At 63.9% G+C, this 20160-nt stretch carries 18 protein-coding genes and 1 riboswitch; of the genes, 7 read left to right on the forward strand and 11 right to left on the reverse strand.

Annotated elements, in window-relative coordinates; genetic code table 11:
- Nucleotides 1-1290 (reverse strand): peptidylprolyl isomerase, encoded by a 1290-nt coding sequence (locus tag AB1Z25_RS01090; protein ID WP_227106548.1) that lies wholly within the window; start codon nt 1288-1290, stop codon nt 1-3.
- A gap of 9 nt (nt 1291-1299) precedes the next feature.
- Complete coding sequence (locus AB1Z25_RS01095) at nt 1300-3573, reverse strand: LPS-assembly protein LptD (RefSeq protein ID WP_486636420.1); 2274 nt, start codon at nt 3571-3573, stop codon at nt 1300-1302.
- 74 nt (nt 3574-3647) lie between these two features.
- Between AB1Z25_RS01095 and amgK the strand changes: the two genes are divergently transcribed.
- The 5 genes from amgK (at nt 3648) to AB1Z25_RS01120 (ending at nt 7491) form a co-directional block, all read left to right on the forward strand.
- Nucleotides 3648-4679, forward strand: a complete 1032-nt coding sequence (gene amgK, locus AB1Z25_RS01100) for an N-acetylmuramate/N-acetylglucosamine kinase AmgK (RefSeq protein ID WP_486636421.1) — start codon at nt 3648-3650, stop codon at nt 4677-4679.
- A 2-nt stretch (nt 4680-4681) separates the two neighbouring features.
- On the forward strand, nt 4682-5389 hold the full coding sequence (murU, locus tag AB1Z25_RS01105) for an N-acetylmuramate alpha-1-phosphate uridylyltransferase MurU (RefSeq protein ID WP_486636422.1): 708 nt from the start codon (nt 4682-4684) through the stop codon (nt 5387-5389).
- A 4-nt stretch (nt 5390-5393) separates the two neighbouring features.
- Nucleotides 5394-5945, forward strand: a complete 552-nt coding sequence (ruvC, locus tag AB1Z25_RS01110; protein WP_227106553.1) for a crossover junction endodeoxyribonuclease RuvC — start codon at nt 5394-5396, stop codon at nt 5943-5945.
- Nucleotides 5946-5983: 38 nt separating this feature from the next.
- Nucleotides 5984-6577, forward strand: a complete 594-nt coding sequence (gene ruvA / locus AB1Z25_RS01115; protein ID WP_486636423.1) for a Holliday junction branch migration protein RuvA — start codon at nt 5984-5986, stop codon at nt 6575-6577.
- A gap of 104 nt (nt 6578-6681) precedes the next feature.
- Nucleotides 6682-7491 carry a substrate-binding periplasmic protein gene (locus AB1Z25_RS01120; RefSeq protein WP_486636424.1) on the forward strand — a complete coding sequence of 270 codons (810 nt, stop codon included), beginning with the start codon at nt 6682-6684 and terminating at the stop codon, nt 7489-7491.
- Between the two features lie 158 nt (nt 7492-7649).
- On the opposite strand, the gene AB1Z25_RS01125 is transcribed toward AB1Z25_RS01120, so the two are convergent.
- The 5 genes from AB1Z25_RS01125 to ribB all read right to left on the reverse strand — a co-directional run bounded on the left by AB1Z25_RS01125 (nt 7650) and on the right by ribB (nt 12631).
- On the reverse strand, nt 7650-8336 hold the full coding sequence (locus AB1Z25_RS01125) for a BON domain-containing protein (RefSeq protein WP_227106557.1): 687 nt from the start codon (nt 8334-8336) through the stop codon (nt 7650-7652).
- Between the two features lie 300 nt (nt 8337-8636).
- Nucleotides 8637-9986: a sigma 54-interacting transcriptional regulator gene (locus AB1Z25_RS01130; protein WP_107797910.1), complete on the reverse strand. Its 1350-nt coding sequence runs from the start codon at nt 9984-9986 to the stop codon at nt 8637-8639.
- Nucleotides 9983-10513: a hypothetical protein gene (locus AB1Z25_RS01135; protein WP_486636425.1), complete on the reverse strand. Its 531-nt coding sequence runs from the start codon at nt 10511-10513 to the stop codon at nt 9983-9985. The genes AB1Z25_RS01130 and AB1Z25_RS01135 overlap by 4 nt, the downstream gene beginning before the upstream one ends.
- Entirely contained in the window at nt 10510-11919 is a 1410-nt protein-coding gene (locus AB1Z25_RS01140; RefSeq protein WP_486636426.1) for a sensor histidine kinase, read from the reverse strand. The genes AB1Z25_RS01135 and AB1Z25_RS01140 overlap by 4 nt, the downstream gene beginning before the upstream one ends.
- A 52-nt stretch (nt 11920-11971) precedes the next feature.
- A complete protein-coding gene (ribB, locus tag AB1Z25_RS01145) occupies nt 11972-12631 on the reverse strand; it encodes a 3,4-dihydroxy-2-butanone-4-phosphate synthase (RefSeq protein ID WP_486636427.1) in 660 nt (219 codons plus the stop codon).
- A gap of 125 nt (nt 12632-12756) precedes the next feature.
- A riboswitch (FMN riboswitch) is annotated at nt 12757-12903 on the reverse strand.
- Between the two features lie 88 nt (nt 12904-12991).
- Between ribB and ruvB the strand changes: the two genes are divergently transcribed.
- Together ruvB and AB1Z25_RS01155 are read left to right on the forward strand one after the other, a co-directional pair.
- Entirely contained in the window at nt 12992-14026 is a 1035-nt protein-coding gene (gene ruvB / locus AB1Z25_RS01150) for a Holliday junction branch migration DNA helicase RuvB (protein WP_107797913.1), read from the forward strand.
- Nucleotides 14027-14143: 117 nt separating this feature from the next.
- A complete protein-coding gene (locus AB1Z25_RS01155; RefSeq protein WP_107797914.1) occupies nt 14144-14551 on the forward strand; it encodes a hypothetical protein in 408 nt (135 codons plus the stop codon).
- A 48-nt stretch (nt 14552-14599) separates the two neighbouring features.
- On the opposite strand, the gene AB1Z25_RS01160 is transcribed toward AB1Z25_RS01155, so the two are convergent.
- The 4 genes from AB1Z25_RS01160 to AB1Z25_RS01175 form a co-directional block, all read right to left on the reverse strand.
- A complete protein-coding gene (locus tag AB1Z25_RS01160; RefSeq protein ID WP_486636428.1) occupies nt 14600-15673 on the reverse strand; it encodes an ABC transporter substrate-binding protein in 1074 nt (357 codons plus the stop codon).
- 79 nt (nt 15674-15752) lie between these two features.
- Nucleotides 15753-16871 carry a glutamate 5-kinase gene (proB, locus tag AB1Z25_RS01165; RefSeq protein ID WP_486636429.1) on the reverse strand — a complete coding sequence of 373 codons (1119 nt, stop codon included), beginning with the start codon at nt 16869-16871 and terminating at the stop codon, nt 15753-15755.
- Between the two features lie 189 nt (nt 16872-17060).
- Nucleotides 17061-18563, reverse strand: a complete 1503-nt coding sequence (locus AB1Z25_RS01170; protein WP_227106564.1) for a hypothetical protein — start codon at nt 18561-18563, stop codon at nt 17061-17063.
- 102 nt (nt 18564-18665) lie between these two features.
- Nucleotides 18666-20015 carry an adenosylmethionine--8-amino-7-oxononanoate transaminase gene (locus AB1Z25_RS01175; RefSeq protein ID WP_486636430.1) on the reverse strand — a complete coding sequence of 450 codons (1350 nt, stop codon included), beginning with the start codon at nt 20013-20015 and terminating at the stop codon, nt 18666-18668.
- Nucleotides 20016-20160 lie beyond the last annotated feature (145 nt).

Consider the following 20160-nt stretch of genomic DNA (forward strand, 5'->3'; position numbering starts at 1 on the left):
TTACTTCTCGTCCAGCCGTTCTTCGACGAAGGCGGAGTCGCGCAGTTGGCGCACCCAGTCGGCGTACGCCTGTTCGATCTTGCGGGAGCGGATCTGTTGTTTGACCGCCAGCCGCTCGCGGTCGCCGGACACGTCTTGATTGCGCTTGCCTTCCACCAGGATCAAATGCCAGCCGAAGGGCGTGCGCACCGCCGGCGACAATTGGCCGATAGGCAGTTGCGTCATCGCGCTCTCAAAATCCGGCACCAGATCGCCCAGATTGACCCAGCCCAGATCGCCGCCCTTGGCGTTGCTGCCGTCTTCGGAGTAGAGCTTGGCCATGTCGGCGAACTTGGCGCCGCGCTGGATGCGGTCGCGCACCTGTTCGATGCGGGTTTTGGCGTCGTTGGCCGACACCGCCTCGTTGGTGCGGATCAGAATGTGGCGCACATGGTATTGCTCCACCATCAGCGGCGCGCCGCTGTCGCGTTTGTCCTGCAACTGGAAGATGAAGAAGCCTTGCTGGGTGCGGATCACATTGGTGTGCTGGCCGGTTTTCAGCTGTTCCAGCATCTGCACGAACTCAACCGGCAGCGACACCGCGCTGCGCCAGCCCATGTCGCCGCCTTTCAGCGCATTGGGGGCGTCGGAGTAGCTGGCCGATACCTTGGCGAAGGCTTGGCCGGCCTCCAGATCCGTCAGCGCTTTCTCGGCCTTCTTCGACAGCGCGTCGATCTGCTTGGCGTCGGCGCGTTCCGGCACGTTGATCAGGATGCTGGCCAGGTGGTATTCGGCGCGGTTGCCGCTCTGCGCGCTTTTCAGCACCTGATCGACTTCGGTCTCGTTGACGTTGACCTTGGCGGCGACTTCGCTGTCGCGCAGGCGCGCGATGGTCAGTTCCTTGCGCACTTCGGCGCGCAGCTTGTCGAAGGCCAGGCCTTCCTTGGCCAGCTGGGCTTTCAGGCCGGCCACGTCCATCTTGTTCTGCTTGGCCAGATTGGCCACCGCCTGATCCACCGCGGCGTCGTCGATGCGCAGGCCGCCGCTGGCGGCGTACTGCAGCTGAACCTCCTCGGTGATCATCTGTTCCAGCATCTGTTTTTCCAGCACGGCGCGCGCCGGCGGCGTCACTTTCTGCGCTTGCAGCTGTTTGATGGCTTCGTCGACGCGGGATTGCAGATCCAGCCAGGTGATCACGTTCTTGTTGACCACCGCGACGATGCGGTCCACTTCTTTGACCGGGGCGGCGGGAGCGGCGACGGCGCCTTGCAGGGCGCCGGCCAGCAGCAGGGCGAGCAGAGTCTGTTTCATGATCATCGCTTATAAATCGTTAGTCTTGCTATAGCCGGGAATCGCCAGCTTCAGCGTGTTGAGCGGATTGTTGCCGAAGCCGCCAAGGCCCTTGAATTCCAGCTGGAAATAAATGGCGTTCTTGGTGGTGATCAGGTCGCTGACATAGCGCTGACCGACCAGGCGCGCCGACCAGCAACCGTCGTTGTACTCGAATCCGGCCAGTTGTTCCAGCGGCTTGCGGTCGGCCAGCGAATAGTTGTAGCGGCCCAGCGCATACCATTTCTTGGCGATAGGCCATTGAGCGCCGATGTCGACCTGGCGCAAGGGGCCGTACAAGGTGGAGTTGTCCCGCTGCTCGTAGCGGCCGTAGCGGTAACGGGCGCTGAGCACCTTGCCGGGTGCGGGGTTGTAGCGCAGCTGGGCATTGTAGCGTTCGGTGGTTTTCAGCGCCTCGTTCCATTCATAGGAGCTGTCCAAGCGCCAGCCCTGGGCCAGATCGCCGCTGGCGCCCAGCAGCAGATTGGAGCCGCTGACGGTGCGCTGTTGCGGCACGCCGGTCAGGGATATGTCGTCCTGATTGAAATAATAGCGCTTGCCCACGGTCAGGCGGATTCGTTCCAGACCGTTCTCCTGGCTGATCAGGCGGCTGGTCAGCGCCGTGGTCAGCTGATTGGCGCCGTTGATGCGGTCCGAGCCGGAGAAACGGTTTTCGGTGAACAATTGCGCAAAGTTGAAATCGTTTTCCGAGGTGTCGAAGTTGGGCAGATTGTTCTGGTTGCGGGTCGGGATATTGACGTAGAACAGGCGCGGCTCCAGCGTCAGCAAATGGTCCTGGCCCAGAAACTCGGTATCGCGGTCGAAATAGAGGCCGGCGTCGGTGCTGAAGATGGGCAGGCTGCGTGACACCGAACGGCTCTGCTGGCCGGGCAGCGCGTCCAGATTATATTCGGTCAGGTGCAGGCCAAGCTTGGGACGCAAAAAGCCCCAACTCTTGTCCAGGCTCCACGTCAGGCTGGGATAGGCGACCAGGCGGTCGCCGGTTTGCTTCGTTGGGTGGGAGAAGCGGGTCAGCTCGCTTTGTAGGTTGGCGCTGAAGCCCTGCGGCAATTGCTGGCTGGCCGTGAAAGTCAGTTGCGGTAGCCGCGCATAGGGGATGTCGTCTGCGGAGGGCTTTTCCAGCAGGGTCTGGTAGCGCTGCGCGCGCAAGGTGGCGTTGGCCGAGCCGCCCTGCCAGCCGAAGCCGTAGCTGAGCCAGGCCTCGCGCACCAGGTTCACGTTGGTGGCGATGCTGAGACGGTCGCCGAAGTCCTTGAAATAGTTGGGGTCCGAAACGTAGTTGGCGTTGTAGCCGAAAGTCAGGCCCGGCGCCAGCGTCTGGTTATGCGTCGCATACCAGGCGTAGCGGTTCTTGTCGGTGACCTTGTCTTTGGGCAATTGCTCGGTGTAGATCGAGCCGGCGTAATTGGGCTGCAGATAGCGGAATTCCGCGCCCAGCATGGTGCCGTGCTTGTCGTTGAAATGCGGGGTGATGGTCGCGTCGTAGTTGGGCGCGATATTCCAGTAATAGGGCAGCGCGACTTCAGTGCCGTTGGTGCCGGTCTTGAAGGTGGGCGGCAGGAAGCCGCTCTTGCGGTTGCCGTTGAGCGGGAAGTCCATCCACGGGGTGTACAGGATGGGCACGCCGTAGAAATTCAGCCGCGCGTTGCGGGCGACGCCGACGCCGTTGTTGTAGTCGAGGTCCAGCAACGAGGAGTTCAGATACCAGGAGTCGTCGCCGGGTTCGCAGCTATTGATGCGGCTGTTGTAGACCCGGTACTCGTTCTGGCCGCGGAAATCCACTTGCTGGCCGTCGCCGCGCATCGGCACCGTGCTCATCGGCCGGGGGCCGGCCGGCGCGCCCTTGGCGGCGGGCGCCGGCTTGCCCATGGCGAACACCGGGTTCATGCCGGTGCCGCTGTAGTTGGCGACGTTGTAATCCAGCGTGGTGCCGGTGACCACGTCGACGCCGCGCGTCATCTTGAAGCGGTCGCCGGCCTTGACCCGGTCCTTGTTCTGGTAATAGTCCAGCCAGTCGGACTCCAGTTTCTGGTCGTCGCGGGTGACCACCACATTGCCGCGGGCTTTCAGCTCCACATTCATCTCGCCGTCCATATCGTCGGCGGTGACGTGGGTCTGGCCTTCGGCCTTGGGCGGGGTGGGCAGGGCGATAGGGGCGTCTTCATCGGCCAGCGCCAGCGCCGGCTGCAGTGAGAACGCGGCCGCCAGCGCCAGGGCCAGCGGATTGGGTTTGATTCTGGGCATGCACAAAGCCATATCTAAGGGGCGGCGGGGCAGTATAAAATCAGCCAATTCTATCAGCACCAAGACGAAGCGACATGCATAGACAGGAACTCATCAAAAAATGGCTGGCGGATTTGTACCCGGGACAGGACATCGGGCTCGAATTCGCCGCCGCGGATGCCGACTTCCGGCGCTACTTCCGTGCGACCTGGCCGGACGGCGCGAGTTGCATCGTGATGGACGCGCCGCCGGAAAAAATGAGCACCGACGCCTATGTGCAAGTGCGCGACGTTTTCGCCATGGTCAATGTTCCCAAGCTGCTGGCGCGGGATAGAGAGCAGGGCCTGCTGCTGCTGGAGGACCTGGGCCGGGTCACCTATCTGGCCGCCTTGGAGCATGATGGGCGCGAGCAGGTGCGTCGCCATCTATTGCTGGAGGCGCTGGACACCCTGGTGGAGATCCAGTCCGCCAGTCAGCCGGGAGTGTTGCCGGAATACGACGAAGCACTGCTGACGCGCGAGTTGAACCTGTTTCCGGAGTGGTTCTGCGCCAAGGAATTGGGCCGGTCGCTGGATTTCGCGCAACGCCAGCTGTGGGACGCCGGGGTCAAGGCCTTGCTGCCGGTGTTGCTGGCCCAGTCCAAGGTGTTCGTGCACAGGGATTTCATCGTGCGCAACCTGATGCTGACGCCGGGCAAGCCCGGGGTGTTGGATTTTCAGGATGCGGTGTACGGTCCGGTCAGCTACGACATCGTCAGCCTGCTGCGCGACGCTTTCATCGAGTGGGACGAGCCCTTCGTGCTCGACATCGCGATCCGCTACTGGGAAAAGGCGCGCGCCGCCGGCCTGCCGGTGCCGGCCGAATTCGACGTCTTCTATCGTGATTTTGAATGGATGGGCGTGCAGCGCCACCTGAAAGTGACCGGCATCTTCGCGCGTCTGTTCCATCGCGACGGCAAGGACAAGTACCGCGCCGAGATTCCGCGTTTCATCAAGTATCTGAAACGGACCACCCGCCGTTACCAGGAGCTGGCGCCGCTCTATCAGCTGTTGCTGCAGTTGGTGGGCAAGGACCAGACCGATGACGAGCTGCAATCGACCTACCCGGCCTTGAGCTACAAGGGATGAGCATGCCGATAGCCATGATTCTGGCGGCCGGTCGCGGCGAGCGGATGCGGCCGCTGACCGACCATGCGCCCAAGCCCTTGCTGGAGGTGGGCGGCAAGCCCCTGATCGTCTGGCAGATCGAGCGCTTGGTGGCGGCCGGTTTCGCCGACATCGTGATCAATCACGCCTGGCTGGGCGCGCAGATAGAACAGGTGCTGGGAGACGGCAGCCGCTTTGGTGCGCGCATCGCCTATTCCGCCGAGGGCGAGCCCTTGGAAACCGCAGGCGGCATCGCCAAGGCCTTGCCCAGTTTGCGGGCGGGGCGGGAGCGCGCTTTTCTGTGTGTGGCGGCAGACATTTATACCGATTACGACTACGCAAGCCTGCTGCCGCGGCTGGACGCGCTGGAGGGCCTTGAGGAACCGGGCATGCACCTGGTGATGACGGACAATCCGGCTTTTCACGCGGGCGGGGATTTCGCCTTGGAGCCGGACGGCGGCCTACGCGCCGACGGCGAGCGCAAGCTGACCTTCTCCAGCATCGGCCTTTACGATACCCGGATGTTCGCCGGCCTTTCCGCAGGCCGCTTCGCGCCGATGCGTCCGTTTTACGACGCCGCGATCGCGGCCGGACGGGCCAGCGGCGAGTATTTCAACGGCGTCTGGCACAATGTGGGCACGCCGCAGCAATTGCGGCAGTTGGATGCGCAATTGCGCGCCGTCCCGGGCTGAGGCGATGTCGGCTCAGCTTCTTCCCGGCGCGCGCCGCATCCTCGGCATCGACCCCGGCAGCCGCATCACCGGCTTCGGGGTGATCGACCTGGTCGGCCAGCAACGCCATTACGTGGCCTCTGGCTGCATCCGCACGCCGCCGGGTGCACCTTTGAGCGATCGCATCCGCGTGATCGTCGACGGCCTGTTCGGCGTGATCGATACCTACCAACCACAGGCGGCGGCGATCGAGCAAGTGTTCGTCAACGTCAATCCGGCGGCCACGCTGATGCTGGGTCAGGCGCGCGGCGCCTGCATCAGCGCGCTGGTGTTGCGGGACCTGCCGGTGGCGGAATACACCGCGCTGCAGGTCAAGCAGTCCGTCGCCGGTCACGGCAAGGCCGCCAAGGAGCAGGTGCAGCACATGGTGGTGCGGATGCTTAATTTGTCCGGCACGCCCCAGGCCGACGCCGCCGACGCGCTGGCGGTGGCCTTGGCGCACGCCAATCTCAGCGCTGGCGCCTTGGGCCAGCTGGCGCAGAGCGGCCTGAAAATTCGCGGCGGCCGGCTGGTCTAGCCGACGCGCCTGTAATCGCTTGAAGAAAGAACCGGAACATGATTGGACGCCTGAGCGGCAATCTCATCGAAAAACTGCCCCCGCAAGTGGTGCTGGACGTCAACGGGGTCGGCTATGAAGTCGATGTGCCGATGACCACTTTTTATCAATTGCCGGCCTTGGGTCAGAAAACCACGCTGTTCACCCATCTGGTGGTGCGGGAAGACGCCCATCTGCTGTTCGGCTTCGCCAGCAAGGAGGATAGACAGACCTTCCGGCAACTGGTCAAGGTGACCGGCATCGGCGCCAAGATCGCCCTGGCCATCCTGTCCGGCATGACCACCGATGAACTGGCGGTGGCGGTGGCCAGCGAAGACATCAAGCGCTTGTCCGCGGTGCCGGGCATAGGCAAGAAGACCGCCGAGCGTCTGGTGCTGGAGCTGCGCGGCAAATTGGCCACCGGCAGCACGCTGACCGCGCCGGGGGGCCTGGCTTTCGCCGCCACGCCGGATGAGAAGGGCGACATCGTCAACGCGCTGCTGGCCTTGGGTTACAACGAGAAGGAGGCCGCCACCGCCACCAAGGGCCTACCGGCCGAGGTGACGGTGAGCGAGGGCGTGCGTCTCGCCCTGAAGAGCCTGATGAAGTTCTGAAAACGCGAGCCGGCTCTTAAAGCCGGCGGCGCTTTGCCTATAGTGGGGAGTGCCGTGCGCTGGGCATGGCGATGAATCCGGCATGGCCGGGAGGCGTACCCACCGTGAAAACAGGACTGGCGCGAGCATGTCTGTTGCTGGCGGCCTGCTGGGCCGGCGGCGCTCATGGCGGCGTGTCGTGTCCGCAGCGGCCGATCCGTTTCGCTTTTTACGAGATCGGCCAGTTCTACAGCGCCGGCCGCGGCTTGGATCGAGACGTGGCGGAGGAATTGCGGCGGCGCAGCGGTTGCGAGTTCGAGTTCGTGGTGATGCCGCGGGCTCGCATCTGGCAGGAACTGGAGGCCGGCTCGTTGGATATGACCGGTTCCGCGATCGAGACTCCGGAACGCAGCAAAATCTATTGGTTTTTCAACTACATCCAGCTGCGTCAGTACGCGATTTTATCGATAGACGTGCCCGACTCCATCCGCTCGATGGAATCCTTCATCCAGGATGCTCCATCCAGCCGCTGGGCCATCGTGCGCAGTTACAGCACCAGCCGTTATTTCGATCCCTTGGTCTTGCAATTGGGCGTGCAGCGCCGTTTGGTGGAAGTGGCGGAGGAGGATGTCCTGTTCCGCATGCTGGACCAGCGCCGCGTTGCGGGCATTTTCTCCACGCCCATGGTGTATCGGCAGAAAATCAGACAACACGGTTTGGAGGACAGGGTGAAAGTGGCGGACTGGGAGAAGGACGACGCGCCCAGCCCGCGCAGCCTGGTGTTGACCAAGCGGGCTTTCCCCGACAGCGAAGCCAGGGCCTGGCGCCAGTTGGTTGACGGCATGAACCGCGATGGCACCATGCTGCGTCTGATCAACCGCTATATGAGCAAGGACGAAGCCGCTGCAGCGGTGTGGGCCGGCGGAAAACGATAGCGCCCGCGAATAAAAAAAGGCCGCCCAGAAGGGCGGCGAATGGAGGCGGGCACACTTGCGTGCGTTCCTTGGGACGACTCCGGGTAAAGCGAGGGTCGGCGCTGCTGTACTCAGGGCAAGCGAGCCAGACGGGCAGCGCGCCGACGAACTAGAGGGGTTTAGCCTGCGGCTTTGAGGGTGACGTTGGTGCGAACCGCGGTCACGCCCGGCACGCGGGAGGCTTCTTCGGCTACGCGGCGCAGCGCTTCTTCGCTGGGCGCGGTGCCGCTCAGGGTGACTTCGCCGGCCTTCACGCTGGTCTGGATATTGGCGCCAACCTGGGCTGCGGCTTTGGTCACGGCTTCCTGAACCGCCTGATTCAGGCCGGCGGCGGCGCTCGGCGCGGCTTCGGCGATCAGGGCTTCAGCCGCGCTGGCGTCGCCTTTGGCGGCGGTGGCGCGTTGAGCTTGTTCGGCCGGAGCGCTGGCGTCGCCCTTGGCGGCGGTGGCGCGTTGAGCTTGTTCGGCCGGGGCGCTGGCGTCGCCTTTGGCGGCGGTGGCGCGTTGAGCTTGTTCAGCCGGGGCGCTGGCGTCAGCCTTGGCGGCGGTGGCGCGTTGAGCTTGTTCGGCCGGTGCGCTGGCGTCGCCTTTGGCTGCGGTGGCGCGTTGAGCTTGTTCGGCCGGGGCGCTGGCGTCGCCCTTGGCTGCGGTGGCGCGTTGAGCTTGTTCGGCCGGAGCGCTGGCATCGCCCTTGGCGGCGGTGGCGCGTTGAGCTTGTTCAGCCGGAGCGCTGGCGTCTTGAGCCGCCCAGCTGGCGCCGGCGAACAGGGAAGTCATCAGAGCAATGGCAAGAGTGGATTTCTTCATGGGATTAACCTTTTCGAGAGAGTGAGTCACATCGCTTGCGCTTGAGTCTGCCGCGCTTCGATCATTTGCGCTTTCCCTATGGCAAAAGGCGTGCCAGCTTTGGTTTTTTCTTATTTTTCAAAGTCTTGCGTTTTTTGTGGCTTGAGTTCGCTTGCAGGAAGCGGCCATTCTGTCGCCGTTAGGCGACAGAATGTCGGTGGAGATGGGCAGGGCTTTGATTTGCTTGGGGTTTTGCCTGTCGCCGATCGGCGACAGACGTAGAGGCGCTCCGTTTCCGTCAGGCCAGTCGCGTCGCCGCGCTTATTCCAGCTTGAAGGCGGCCGGCGTCAGTTCGTGTTTTTGCAGCAAGCGGTAAAACTCGGTGCGGTTGCGGTCCGCCAGGCGCGCGGCGTCGCTGACATTGCCGCCGGTCAGCCGCAACAGGCGTTCCAGATAGTCGCGTTCGAATTGCCGCTTGGCTTCCGCCAGCGTCGGAATCGCGCTTTCTTCACTGGCGACGGCTTTCTGTACTTGCGCCAGCGTTACCAGAGAGCCGGTGGTCAGCACGCAACATTGTTCAACCACATTGGCCAATTGTCGGATATTGCCCGGCCAGGGCGCCGCGCTCAGGTATTCCAGCGCGTCGGCGGCGAAACCGCTGACGGCCTTTTGATAGCGGGTGGCGATTTTTTCCAGGAAATGCGCGGCCAGCAGAGGAATGTCTTCGCGGCGTTCCGCCAGCGGCGGCAGGCGCAGCGACACCACGTTCAGGCGGTAGAACAAATCCTCTCGGAAGCTGCCTTCCTGAATCAGCGCTTCCAGCTCGCGATGCGTGGCCGACACCAGACGGATATCCACCGGGGTCGCCCGCGTCGCGCCGACCGGACGCACCTCGCGCTCTTGCAGCACGCGCAGCAGTTTGACCTGCAGCGGCGGCGGCATATCGCCGATCTCGTCCAGGAACAGGGTGCCGCCGTCCGCCTGTTGGATCAGGCCGGTCTGGCGCGCGTTGGCGCCGGTGAACGAGCCTTTTTCATGGCCGAACAACTCGCTTTCCAGCAGATTGTCCGGAATCGCCCCGCAGTTGACCGCGATGAAGGGCTGGCCGGCGCGCGGGCTGGCCAGGTGGATGGCCTTGGCCAGCACTTCCTTGCCGGTGCCGCTTTCGCCTCGCAGGAGCACGCTGGCACCGGTGGCGGCGACCATGCGGGCCTCGGCCAGCAGTTCCTCCATCGCCGGGCTGCGGCTGACCAGGCCGGAGCGCCAGCCGGCCGCGGCCTGATCGACCGCGCGTCCGGGGCCCGCCAGCGATAGCCCTTGGGCCACCTTGTCCAGCAGCGCCTTGCCGTCGAAGGGTTTGACCAGATAGCCGAACACGCCGCGGCTGACCGCTTCCACGGCGTCCGGCACCGTGCCGTGGGCGGTCAGCAGAATCACCGGCATCGCGGGGTAGCGCTGGCGGACTTGCTCAAACAGCTCCAGACCATCCATGCCGGGCAGGCGCCAGTCCGTCAGCAGCAAGTCGGCGCGGCGGGCCGCCAGCGCGTTCAAGGCCGCTTCGGCGCTGTCCAGCGCTTCGACCTCGTAGCCGGCGGCGCCGAGGCGAAGGCCGAGCAAGCGCAACAGATCGGGATCGTCGTCCACCAAGACGATGCGGGCGATGGCGCTCATGGCTGGCCTCCTTTGGTTTTGCTGGGTTTCAGCTGGAGTTCGCGCTCGACTTCGCGCAAGGCGTTGAGCTTGCCGTTCAAGTCGTCGTAGCGTTTTTGCAGATCGCGGTTCTGCGCCTGCTGTCGTTCCAGCGCTTCCGCCAGCTTGCGTCTTTCCTGCAGCTGTTGAAGCGGCAGCCGCGCAAGACCCTGGCTGGCCGGGTCCAGATTATCGGTTTTGGCGAGCAGACTTTCCAATTGGGCCTGCAGTTTTTGAACATCGGCGCGGCTCTCCGCCGTCTGCGCCTGTTGCAGCAGAGTCAGCAAGCGGGCGCTGCCGCAGCTTTCCCGTCCGGCCAGGCTCAGCGCCTGGATTTCCCGCGTCTGGCTCAGCAGCAGCAGGATCTGGTTGGCGTCCGGGCAACGGATGATGGGCGCGGCGGGCATGGCGACCGGCTGGCCTTGATGAGCGCAGGCGCTCAGGGCCAGCAGGCCGCACAGCCAAAGCAGCCGGCGCGCGTTGAGAGCCCAAAAGCGAGATGTCTTCATATCTTGTTCTCCGGTTCCGGCCACTGCAGGCGGAAGCAGGCGCCGGCCTGAGGTTTGGATTCCAGCGTCAGTTCGCCGCGCATCAATTGGGCGAAGCCGCGCGCCATCGCCAGGCCCAGCCCGGTGCCGGGCAGTTCGCCCGGCGGCGGCGAGCCGCTCCAGAACGGTTCGAAAATTTTTTCCCGATAGGCGTCCGGCACTCCGGGGCCTTGATCGCGGATTTCCAGCCAGACGCCGCCGGCGTCGCGGCCGTGGCGCAGGCTCAAGGCGCTGCCGGCGGGGCTGTGGCGGATGGCGTTGATCAATAGATTGTCCAGAATGGTTTCCACTTTGGAGCGGTCGCCGTTGACCCGGTCCGCGTCGCCCAGGACGTCGGCGGCCAGGCGTTTGGCCTGCAATAGCGGACGGCTGGCCTGCAGCCGCTCCGCAATCAGCGCCGGCAGGTCGAAGGTTTCCACGGTCAGCGTCTCGGACAGCCATTGGCCGGCATCATAGCGCAATAAGGCTTCCACGCGCTGACGCAGGGTTTGCGCATTGTTTTGCAGGATGGCGACGATCTCCTGCTGCTGCGCGGACAGCTGTCCTATCACTTCTTCGCGCAGCAGCGCGGCGGCTTCGTGGATGGCGGCCAGCGGCGTTTTCAGCTCATGGGACGCTTGGCGGAAGAAACGGCCTTTCTGTTCTTCCAGCGCCGCCAGTCGGCGGTCTAGCTGGGCCAGCTCGCGCGCCAGACGCTGCAGGTCGGCGGGGCCGGACTGGCGCCAGTCCTGCAGCCGCGCGCCGTCGCTCATCCGCGCGATCTTGGCTTGCAGCTTGCGCAGCGGCCAGCTGATCAACAAGGTCATCGCCAGCGCCAGCGCCAGCGCGGAGGCCAGCGACAGCCAGGCCAGGCGGTCGGCGGTGCGGCGCATTTCCGTGATCGAGTCCTGCCATTGGCGCTGGCTTTGTTCCAGTTGGCGGTTGATCAATTGGCCTTGCGCGGTCAGGTGCAGGTCCAGCTGGCGGAACAAGCGGTCGCGTTGCGCGCCGGCGCGCGCCGGCAGGGCCTGGAGTTGCGGCTGGATCGCCAGAATGGCCCGGGCGCTGAGCGTCAACTCGTCGTCGTCGCCGCGTTGCAATTTGCGTTGCGCCAGCTCGATCTCCTGCCAGGCGCCGGCGGCGGTTTTGGCCAGTGCGCGGTCTTTCAGGATTTGAGCCTGGCGGGTGGCGCGTTCGAATTGAATGGATTGCTCGCGCGACACGCGGTTGGCGTCCAGCCATTCCTTGGCTTGCTCCTGATGCGAGCGCAGTGTGGAGGCGGCGTGTCCCAGCTCGTTGCGCAGCTGGATCAGCACGGCCGAGGGCACGACGGCGACGATTAGAAAGCTGGCCAGCAACAGGCTGCGGAATGAAACGAAACGAAGCATGATGGGGTCGGCGTCGACGCCGCGGGCGCAGGCCCGCGGCTAAGGGCAAAGATCAAGCAGACAGCGGAGCGGCGGCTAAGTTCTGGCGGGAAATCCATTCAGCCAGTTCAGCCACGCTCAGAACGGGCAGCGCGTGCGTTTGAGCGTAGTCCGCGATTTGCGCGCCGCGCATCATGCTGCCGTCGGGGTTCATCAGCTCGCAGAGCACGCCGGCGGGCTGGAAGCCGGCCAGGCGCGCCAGTTCCACCGCGGCCTCGGTATGGCCTCGGCGGCTCAGCACGCCGCCGGCGGCGGCCACCAGCGGGAAGACATGGCCGGGGCTGACCACGTCGCCCGCCTGCGCCTGTGGGTGGACGGCGGCCTGGATGGTGCGCACCCGGTCGGCGGCGGACACGCCGGTGGACACGCCCTGGGCGGCTTCTATGCTGACGGTGAAGGCGGTGCCGTAGCGGCTGCCGTTGCGTTGCGTCATCGGCGGCAATTGCAGCCGGGCGGCGTGCTCGGCGGTCAGGCACAGGCAGACGATGCCGCTGCAATCGCGGATCAGACGCGCCATTTCGGCCTCGCTCAGCGCGTCGGCGGCCAGGATCAGGTCGGCCTCGTTCTCGCGGTCGTGATCATCGGGAACAATGACCGGCAGGCCGCGGCGCAAGGCGTTAAGCGCCGCTTCTACGCGTTGGGACAAGATGTCAGGGTGTGTGGCGATACTCATGGAAACGGTCCTCGGGTCGTTTGAGAAACAGGTTCCAGGGCGTGAAAAGGGCCGGCGCAAGCCAACCCGCGCGCACCAGCGCGCAGCGAACACGCCGCGGCCGCGCGTAGCGCGGCAGGCGGCCATGTCGTCTTCTCTCATCCGGACTATTACCGTCGGCTCTGGCCTGTCACCAGATCTGCTGACCTTCCGCCGGGAAGCGGAAGCGCTCGCGGGCTCGATCTTGCGATCATACCGCCGGTGGGGAATTGCACCCCGCCCTGAAGACGTTGCGTTGGCCCGCGATGATGGGCGGGCCAGCGGCGATTATAGCGCGGTGGTAAGATTGGGCATTCGTTTTTTTGGCCGGCGGCTGACACCATGATTGAAACCGACAACCTGTACGGCGGCGCGCCCGAGCCGCGCATCGTCACCCAGCAAAGCCTGTCCAGCCAGGAGGAGGCGCTGGAGCGCGCCTTGCGGCCCAAGCAGCTGGACGAGTACGTCGGCCAGAAGAAGGCGCGCGAACAGCTGGAGATCTTCATCGAAGCGGCCAAGCGCCGCAGCGAAGCGCTGGACCACGTGCTGCTGTTCGGCCCGCCCGGCCTGGGCAAGACCACGCTGGCGCACATCGTCGCCCGCGAAATGGGGGTGAATCTGCGCCAGACCTCGGGGCCGGTGCTGGAGCGGGCGGGCGATCTGGCCGCCTTGCTGACCAATCTGGAACCGCACGATGTGCTGTTCATCGACGAGATCCACCGGCTGAGCCCGGTGGTGGAGGAAATCCTCTATCCGGCGCTGGAGGATTATCAGATCGACATCATGATAGGCGAGGGGCCGGCGGCGCGTTCGGTCAAGATCGATCTGCCGCCGTTCACCCTGGTGGGGGCCACCACCCGCGCCGGCATGCTGACCAATCCGCTGCGCGACCGTTTCGGCATCGTCGCGCGGCTGGAGTTCTACAACGCGGAGGAACTGACCCGCATCGTCAGCCGTTCCGCCGGCTTGTTGAACGTCAAGCTGGCCGACGACGGCGCGTTCGAAGTGGCGCGCCGCAGCCGCGGCACGCCGCGCATCGCCAACCGGCTGCTGCGCCGGGTGCGGGATTACGCCGAGGTCCGGGCCGACGGGGTGGTCAGCGCCCAGGTGGCGGACGCCGCGCTGGCGATGCTGGACGTGGACCCGGCCGGCCTGGACGTCATGGACCGCAAACTGCTGCAGGCCATTCTGGAGAAGTTCTCCGGCGGGCCGGTGGGGCTGGACAACGTCGCGGCCGCCATCGGCGAATCCACCGACACCATAGAAGACGTGATCGAGCCCTTCCTGATTCAGCAAGGCTATCTGCAGCGCACTCCGCGCGGCCGGATGGCGACGGCGTTGGCCTATCAGCACTTTGGGCTGCCGTTGCGGGATTGACGCGCCGGCCGGCGCTGTCGCTTGCGCGCAGCAGCATGGCCATCCCTTGATCGCCGCCGCCGCCGCGCGGGCGTACAATGCCTGCTTTCACGCATTCCGCTGCGGCGGGGGATGATTATGTTCTACGCTTTGTTCGGCCTGACCTTGGCGGTGGCGATCGCCACTTCGATTTTCACCGCGCGCTTTTTCGATCCTGCGGTCAACAAGATTCTGGCGCGAGTCCTGGGACGGGATTTGACCGATGCCTGGCGCAAGTACATTTTCTTCGCCATCGTGGTCACCGGCGTGTCTGGCGGCGTGCGGCAGTGGGCGCTGGAGAAGTATCTGCCGCCGGCGGCGGGCAAGGGCAGCACGGTGATGGAGCTGACCGGCGAACGCTGGTTGCTGGAGCTGTTCAATACCTTCATCGACACCCTGCGCTCGATTGCCTGGGTGATGCTGTTGTTCTTCCTGTGCGCGATGCTGGCCTATGTGATCATGAAGGCGGTGGAGATGCGCAAAGGCGAGCAGGCCTCCGATGAATGAAAAAATCCCGGTCCATGACCGGGATTTTTCTTTGAAGCGCGGCGCGGCTCAGCTGCCGATCTTGATTTGCGACCACAAGCGGTTCAGATCGCGACGGGATTTCACGTCCAGATCTTTCAGCGCCACGTATTTGCCCTTGGCCGGCTCCAGCATGATCACCGGATTGGCCTTGATCTGCGGTTTGAAGAAGGCCTCGGCCGCCTTGACCGGATTGGTCGCGCCGATCTGGTTGGAAATCTCGGCGGCGTTCTTGCCGTCCAGCATGAAATTGATGAAGCGGTGCGCCAGGTCCGGACGCGGGGCGTCCTTCAACACCACCATATTGTCCACCGCCAGGATATTGCCTTCTTTCTGCGGCTGGTAAGCCAGCTTGAACGGGCGTTTGGCGTGCTGCGCGTCCTGCTGCGCCTGGAACAGATCGTTGGAATAGCCGTGTGCCACCCAGATATTGCCGACGGTCAGCTCTTTGATATAGCTCTGGTTGTTGAAGGCGGCCCAATAGGGCTTGGCTTTGCGGATCACGCCGGCCGCGGCCTTCCAGTCTGCTGGCTGGACGGAGTTGGCGTCCTTGCCCAGATAGAGCAGGGCGGCGGACATCAGTTCGCGCTGAGAATCCAGCACGGTGACCCTGCCCTTGATCTTGGCCAGCACCGCCGGATCGAAGATCAGCGCCCAGCTGTTGGCCTGCGGCAGCACGCCGGCTTTTTGCAACTGGGTTTCGTTGTAGCCTAGCAAGGTCAGCGACACCACGGTGGGCGCGGCCACCTTGTTGCCGGCGTCGAACGGCGCGTTCAGGCTCAGATAGCCGGCATTGAGGTTTTTCCAGTTGGGCAGCAGCGCCTTGTTCAGCGGCTGGGTCTTGCCCTGCTTGATCAGCGTGCTGACGGCGAAGGCGGTGGGAAACACCATGTCGTAGCCTTTGGCGCCGGCGGCCAGCTTGGCCAGCATTTCCTCGTTGTCCCCGTAATAGTCCTGCACCAGCCTGCATTTGCACGATTGTTCGAAACGCTTGGCGGTGTCTGCGGACAAGGCGTTGTTCCAGTTGTAGATATGGAGTACGTCCTCGGCCATTGCCGAGCCCCAAGTCAGAGCCAGAAGCGCCGAAAGGGCCAGCTTTTTCATACGCGTGAATCCTTAAGTTCAAAGAATGGGAGGGTAAAAAGGGAAGCGGAGCGAAGGCGCCGCGGCGCCTCCGCCTCCGTCACAGCGCGACCATATTGTCGCGATGGATCAGTTCCGGTTCGATCATATAGCCCAGCGCGGCTTCGATCTCGCGGGTGGGTTTTTGCATGATGGTGCGCGCTTCGCTGGAGCTGTAGTTGACCAGGCCGCGCGCCACTTCCTTGCCTTCCTGATCGACGCAGGCCACCGCCTCGCCGCGCAGGAAATCGCCTTCCACCGCGCAAACGCCGATAGGCAGCAGGCTGGTGCCGCGTTCCCGCACCGCCAGCGCCGCGCCGGCGTCCAGCACCAGACGGCCGGACAGCTTCAGATGGTCCGCCAGCCATTGCTTGCGTGCCGCCATGCGGCTGGTGGGCGGCAGCAACTGGGTGCCGATGCCTTCGCCGTCCGCCAGGCGCGACAGCACTTGATGCTCGCGGCCGCAGGCGATCACGGTGGCCGCGCCGCTGCGCGCCGCGCGCTTGGCGGCGAGAATCTTGGTGATCATGCCGCCGGTGCCCACGCTGGAACCGGCGCCGCCGGCCATCTCTTCCAGCCGGGCTTCGCCGGCGACGGCTTCGTGGATGAATTCCGCGTCCGGCTGTTTGCGCGGGTCCGCGCTGTACAGGCCTTGCTGATCGGTGAGAATGATCAGCGCGTCGGCCTCGATCAGATTGGTCACCAGCGCGCCCAGGGTGTCGTTGTCGCCGAAGCGGATTTCGTCGGTGACCACGGTGTCGTTCTCATTGATGATGGGCACCGCATTCAGGTTCAACAGGCTGGTCAGCGTGGAGCGGGCGTTCAGGTAACGGGTGCGGTCGGCCAGGTCCTCGTGGGTCAGCAGGATTTGCGCGGTTTGCAGGCCAAAGCCGCGGAAGGCGGTTTCGTAGGCCTGGCACAGGCCCATCTGGCCGACCGCCGCCGCGGCCTGCAATTCGTGCACGCCCTTGGGGCGCACGGTCCAGCCCAAGCGTTGGCAGCCCTCGGCGATCGCGCCGCTGGAAACCAGCACCACCTGCTTGCCGCGCCGCTTCAGCTCGGCGATCTCCGCGGCCCAGCGATCAAGCGCCGCCCTGTCCAGGCCCTTGCCGTCATTGGTGACGAGACTGGAACCCACCTTGACCACAATCCGGTCTGCGGCGTGAATAACCGAGCGCATCCAAAACTCCATAAGTCGAAAACGATAGATGCGGGGGAGTGTACCCGAAAAAGCGGGGGGCGGACCGTCTCCAGCGGTGAGGGCGTCCGCCGGCGGTCAAGCGATGGCGCCAGCCCGTTGATTACAAGGGCTTTGATCCGGACCGCGGCATCCGGCCGGCCAGGCGGCACGATAAAAGCTTGATCTGGATCAGAAATGTTCGCTGTCGCGGTATTCCATGATCTGGAACAGCGGAGTCTGCGCGTGCAGACGCGACACCCGGATCAGGCTTTCCCGTTCGCCGTCGTGCAGGCGGAATTCGCGCAACTGGCTATACGGGCGTCCCGCCATCAACAGCAGTTTGGGCGCGCCGGCAGGCGTGGCCAGCAGCAAGACGAACTGAAAGCTGTCGCCGGGATGGGTAATGCTGGGCACGGCCAGCGCGGGCCGGGGCGGCCCGCCGATGAACTCCACGCCGCATTCGATCTCCCGCCCGTCCGCGCGCAGCGCGACCCAGCGAGCGATGCCCAGCTTGGCGTTTTCCGGCTGATTGGGCGGCGTGACCAGCAGCAACTCGCCGGCGCGCAAAGATTGATCGCGCGGTTGGCCGTGCAGCAGCAGGCCGTTGTCGCTCTGGTTGGAAATAGCCAGCAAGCAGGGCGGCGGCGGCGGGCGTTGGCGCGGCGTGTCCTCTTCCGCGGCGATGCCGGGTAACTGCCAGCTCAGATCGTTGCGATGGAACCAGATGCCCGGCAGCGCGGCGACGATTTCAATAATGGTTTGGGTTTTGAGCCGCGGGTGGCGGCGGCGTTTGGGCTGATGCCACTCCTCCACCAAAAGGGACAAGAGCTGCAACTCGTCTATCATCAGGCCTTGCTGGCGATTGTTCTGCGCCTTTTGCAGCGCTTCGCGGCTTTTCTCCAGAATGTCGCGCAGCGGCTCCAGATCCAGCAGAAAGCAGCCGGGGCCCAATTTGCTTGCGGAAATCGGCAGAAAGCGCGGCGGGGAATCGATCTGTTGGTCCACCAGATAGCCGTGCACCGGCTGAGTCAAGGCTTCCACCGGGATCAGCCGGGCCTTGGCGGCCAGGTCGAAGATCAACTGCCGCGACAAGGCCTGCTCGGTGGGGGCGAGACGATTGCTGGGCGTCAGTCCCATCAGCAGAATTTGCAGATAAATGGTCTGGATGGAGTCGTCGTTGGCCAGACCCTTGTCCTGCCAGCCGCGGCTGCTGGCGAAGATATGCAGCTGGTGGCAGTCATACCAGAAGTCCGGCGTGATCGGGCTATAACATTGCTGGCTGATGCTTAGCAACTGGCGCGCCGCCATCATGGTGTAGGCCATCAGCTCGATTTTCGGATGTTCGCGATCCAGCAGGCTGCGCTTGGCAAGGCGATCGTGCAGCGTCTGTTTGAAAGTGATGAAAATCATTGCAAACAGCTCGACGCTGAGCAAGGCCAGCTGTCGCACTTTTGGCGTGCCCAGGCTGTCGTGCTGCCGAATCTCGTTTTCCAGCAGCGGGTAATAGCGGTCCACCGCTTTTAGATACAGCTTCAGCAGCTTGTGGCGCAAATGGCTGTCCAGCGGAACCCGGGACAGGTTTTGCAGGGACTGGCTCAATAAGCGTCCGCATTCGGGCAGGTCGGTGAAGGGCAGCCGCTCCAGCCATGCCGCCACACTATCCGGTTGAGTATCTATCAGCAGAGGATCCATAGTTTGTTCTGGCAGGATGAGCGGCGGCATGCAAGGCGATTCACAATGTAAATCTTGCCAAATCGCATGCTATGGGCACTCACCCCGCCATGGCAAGGAGGATCACGGCAAAGCGATGCTTTGGCCGTCGGCGGTGTTGGATGCGCGCGCCAGTTCCTCCAGCGTGGCTTCGGTGGCGGTGATCAGGAAGGCCATTTCCTCGTCGGTGATCGAGTAGGGCGGCATGAAGTAAACGGTGTTGCCGATCGGACGCAGCAGGCATCCGTGGCGCAGCATCGCGGCAAAGCAGGCCTGGGCGAAATCGGCTCGAGTGGTGTCGACCTCGAAGGCCCAGATCATGCCGCAGTGACGGAAATCCCTGACATCCGGCCGTGCCCGCAAGCCCGCCATCTGCGCGTTGAAGCGCTGGGCCTTGGCGGCGTTGACGGCCAGAACATCTTCCTCCGCAAAGATATCCAGCACCGCCAGGGCCGCGGCGCAGGCCAGCGCATTGCCGGTATAGCTGTGCGAATGCAAAAAACCCCGGGTGACGTCGTCGTGATAGAAGGCCTGGTAGATCGGACCGCTGGTCAACACGCAGGAGAGCGGCAGGAAGCCGCCGGTAATGCCTTTGGACAGGCAGAGAAAGTCCGGCGTGATGTCGGCTTGCTGATAGGCGAACAGACTGCCAGTCCGGCCAAAGCCGACGGCGATTTCATCGGCGATCAAGTGCACCTGATATTGGTCGCACAGCCGGCGCAGCTCGCTCAGATACAGCGGATCGTACATCGCCATCCCGGCCGCGCCTTGAACCAAGGGCTCCACGATGACGGCGGCCACTTCCCCCGCGTGTTTGGCCAGCAGGCTTTCCAGCGCTTGGATCGCTCTGAGCGCGGCATCGGCCGCGCTTTCTCCGTGCTGCGCGCGGCGGGCGTCCGGAGACGGCGCGCGCAGGCCCGGCTTCAGCAAGCCTGCATAGGTGTTGGAAAACAAGGGAACGTCGGTCACGGCCAGGGCGCCGACGGTTTCGCCGTGGTAACTGTTTTCCAGACTGATGAAACGTGTTTTGTCCGCTTGCCCCTGGTTGCGCCAATAGTGGAAGCTCATCTTGAGCGCAATTTCCGTGGCGCTGGCGCCGTCGGATCCATAGAACACGTGGGCCAGGCCGCTGAGCTTGGCCAGACGTTCCGACAGCTCCACCACGGGCTGATGCGTAAAGCCTGCCAACATCACGTGCTCGAGCTTGTCCAGCTGATCCTTGATCGCCTGCTTGATCCGAGGCTGGCCATGGCCAAACAGATTGACCCACCAGGAGCTGACCCCGTCCAGATAGCGCTTGCCGTCGAAGTCGCTCAGCCAGACGCCGTCGGCGCTGGCGATGGGCACGATGGGCAAAGCCTCATGACGTTTCATCTGGGTGCAGGGGTGCCAGACGGTGTTGAAGCTGCGCTGCAGCCAAGTTTGGTTATTCATTTCTAGATCAATATTTTGATGATGGACGCAATCCTAACATAGGGGTATCTGTAGCCTAGGAGATGTGACAAAAATAGTCACATGTTGGCGTAAATTGAAAATGGAGCTGTTAGTTAGCGCCAATTGTAGCAAGGAATTTGCTTAT

This window comes from Chromobacterium sp. HL1 (assembly GCF_057418835.1).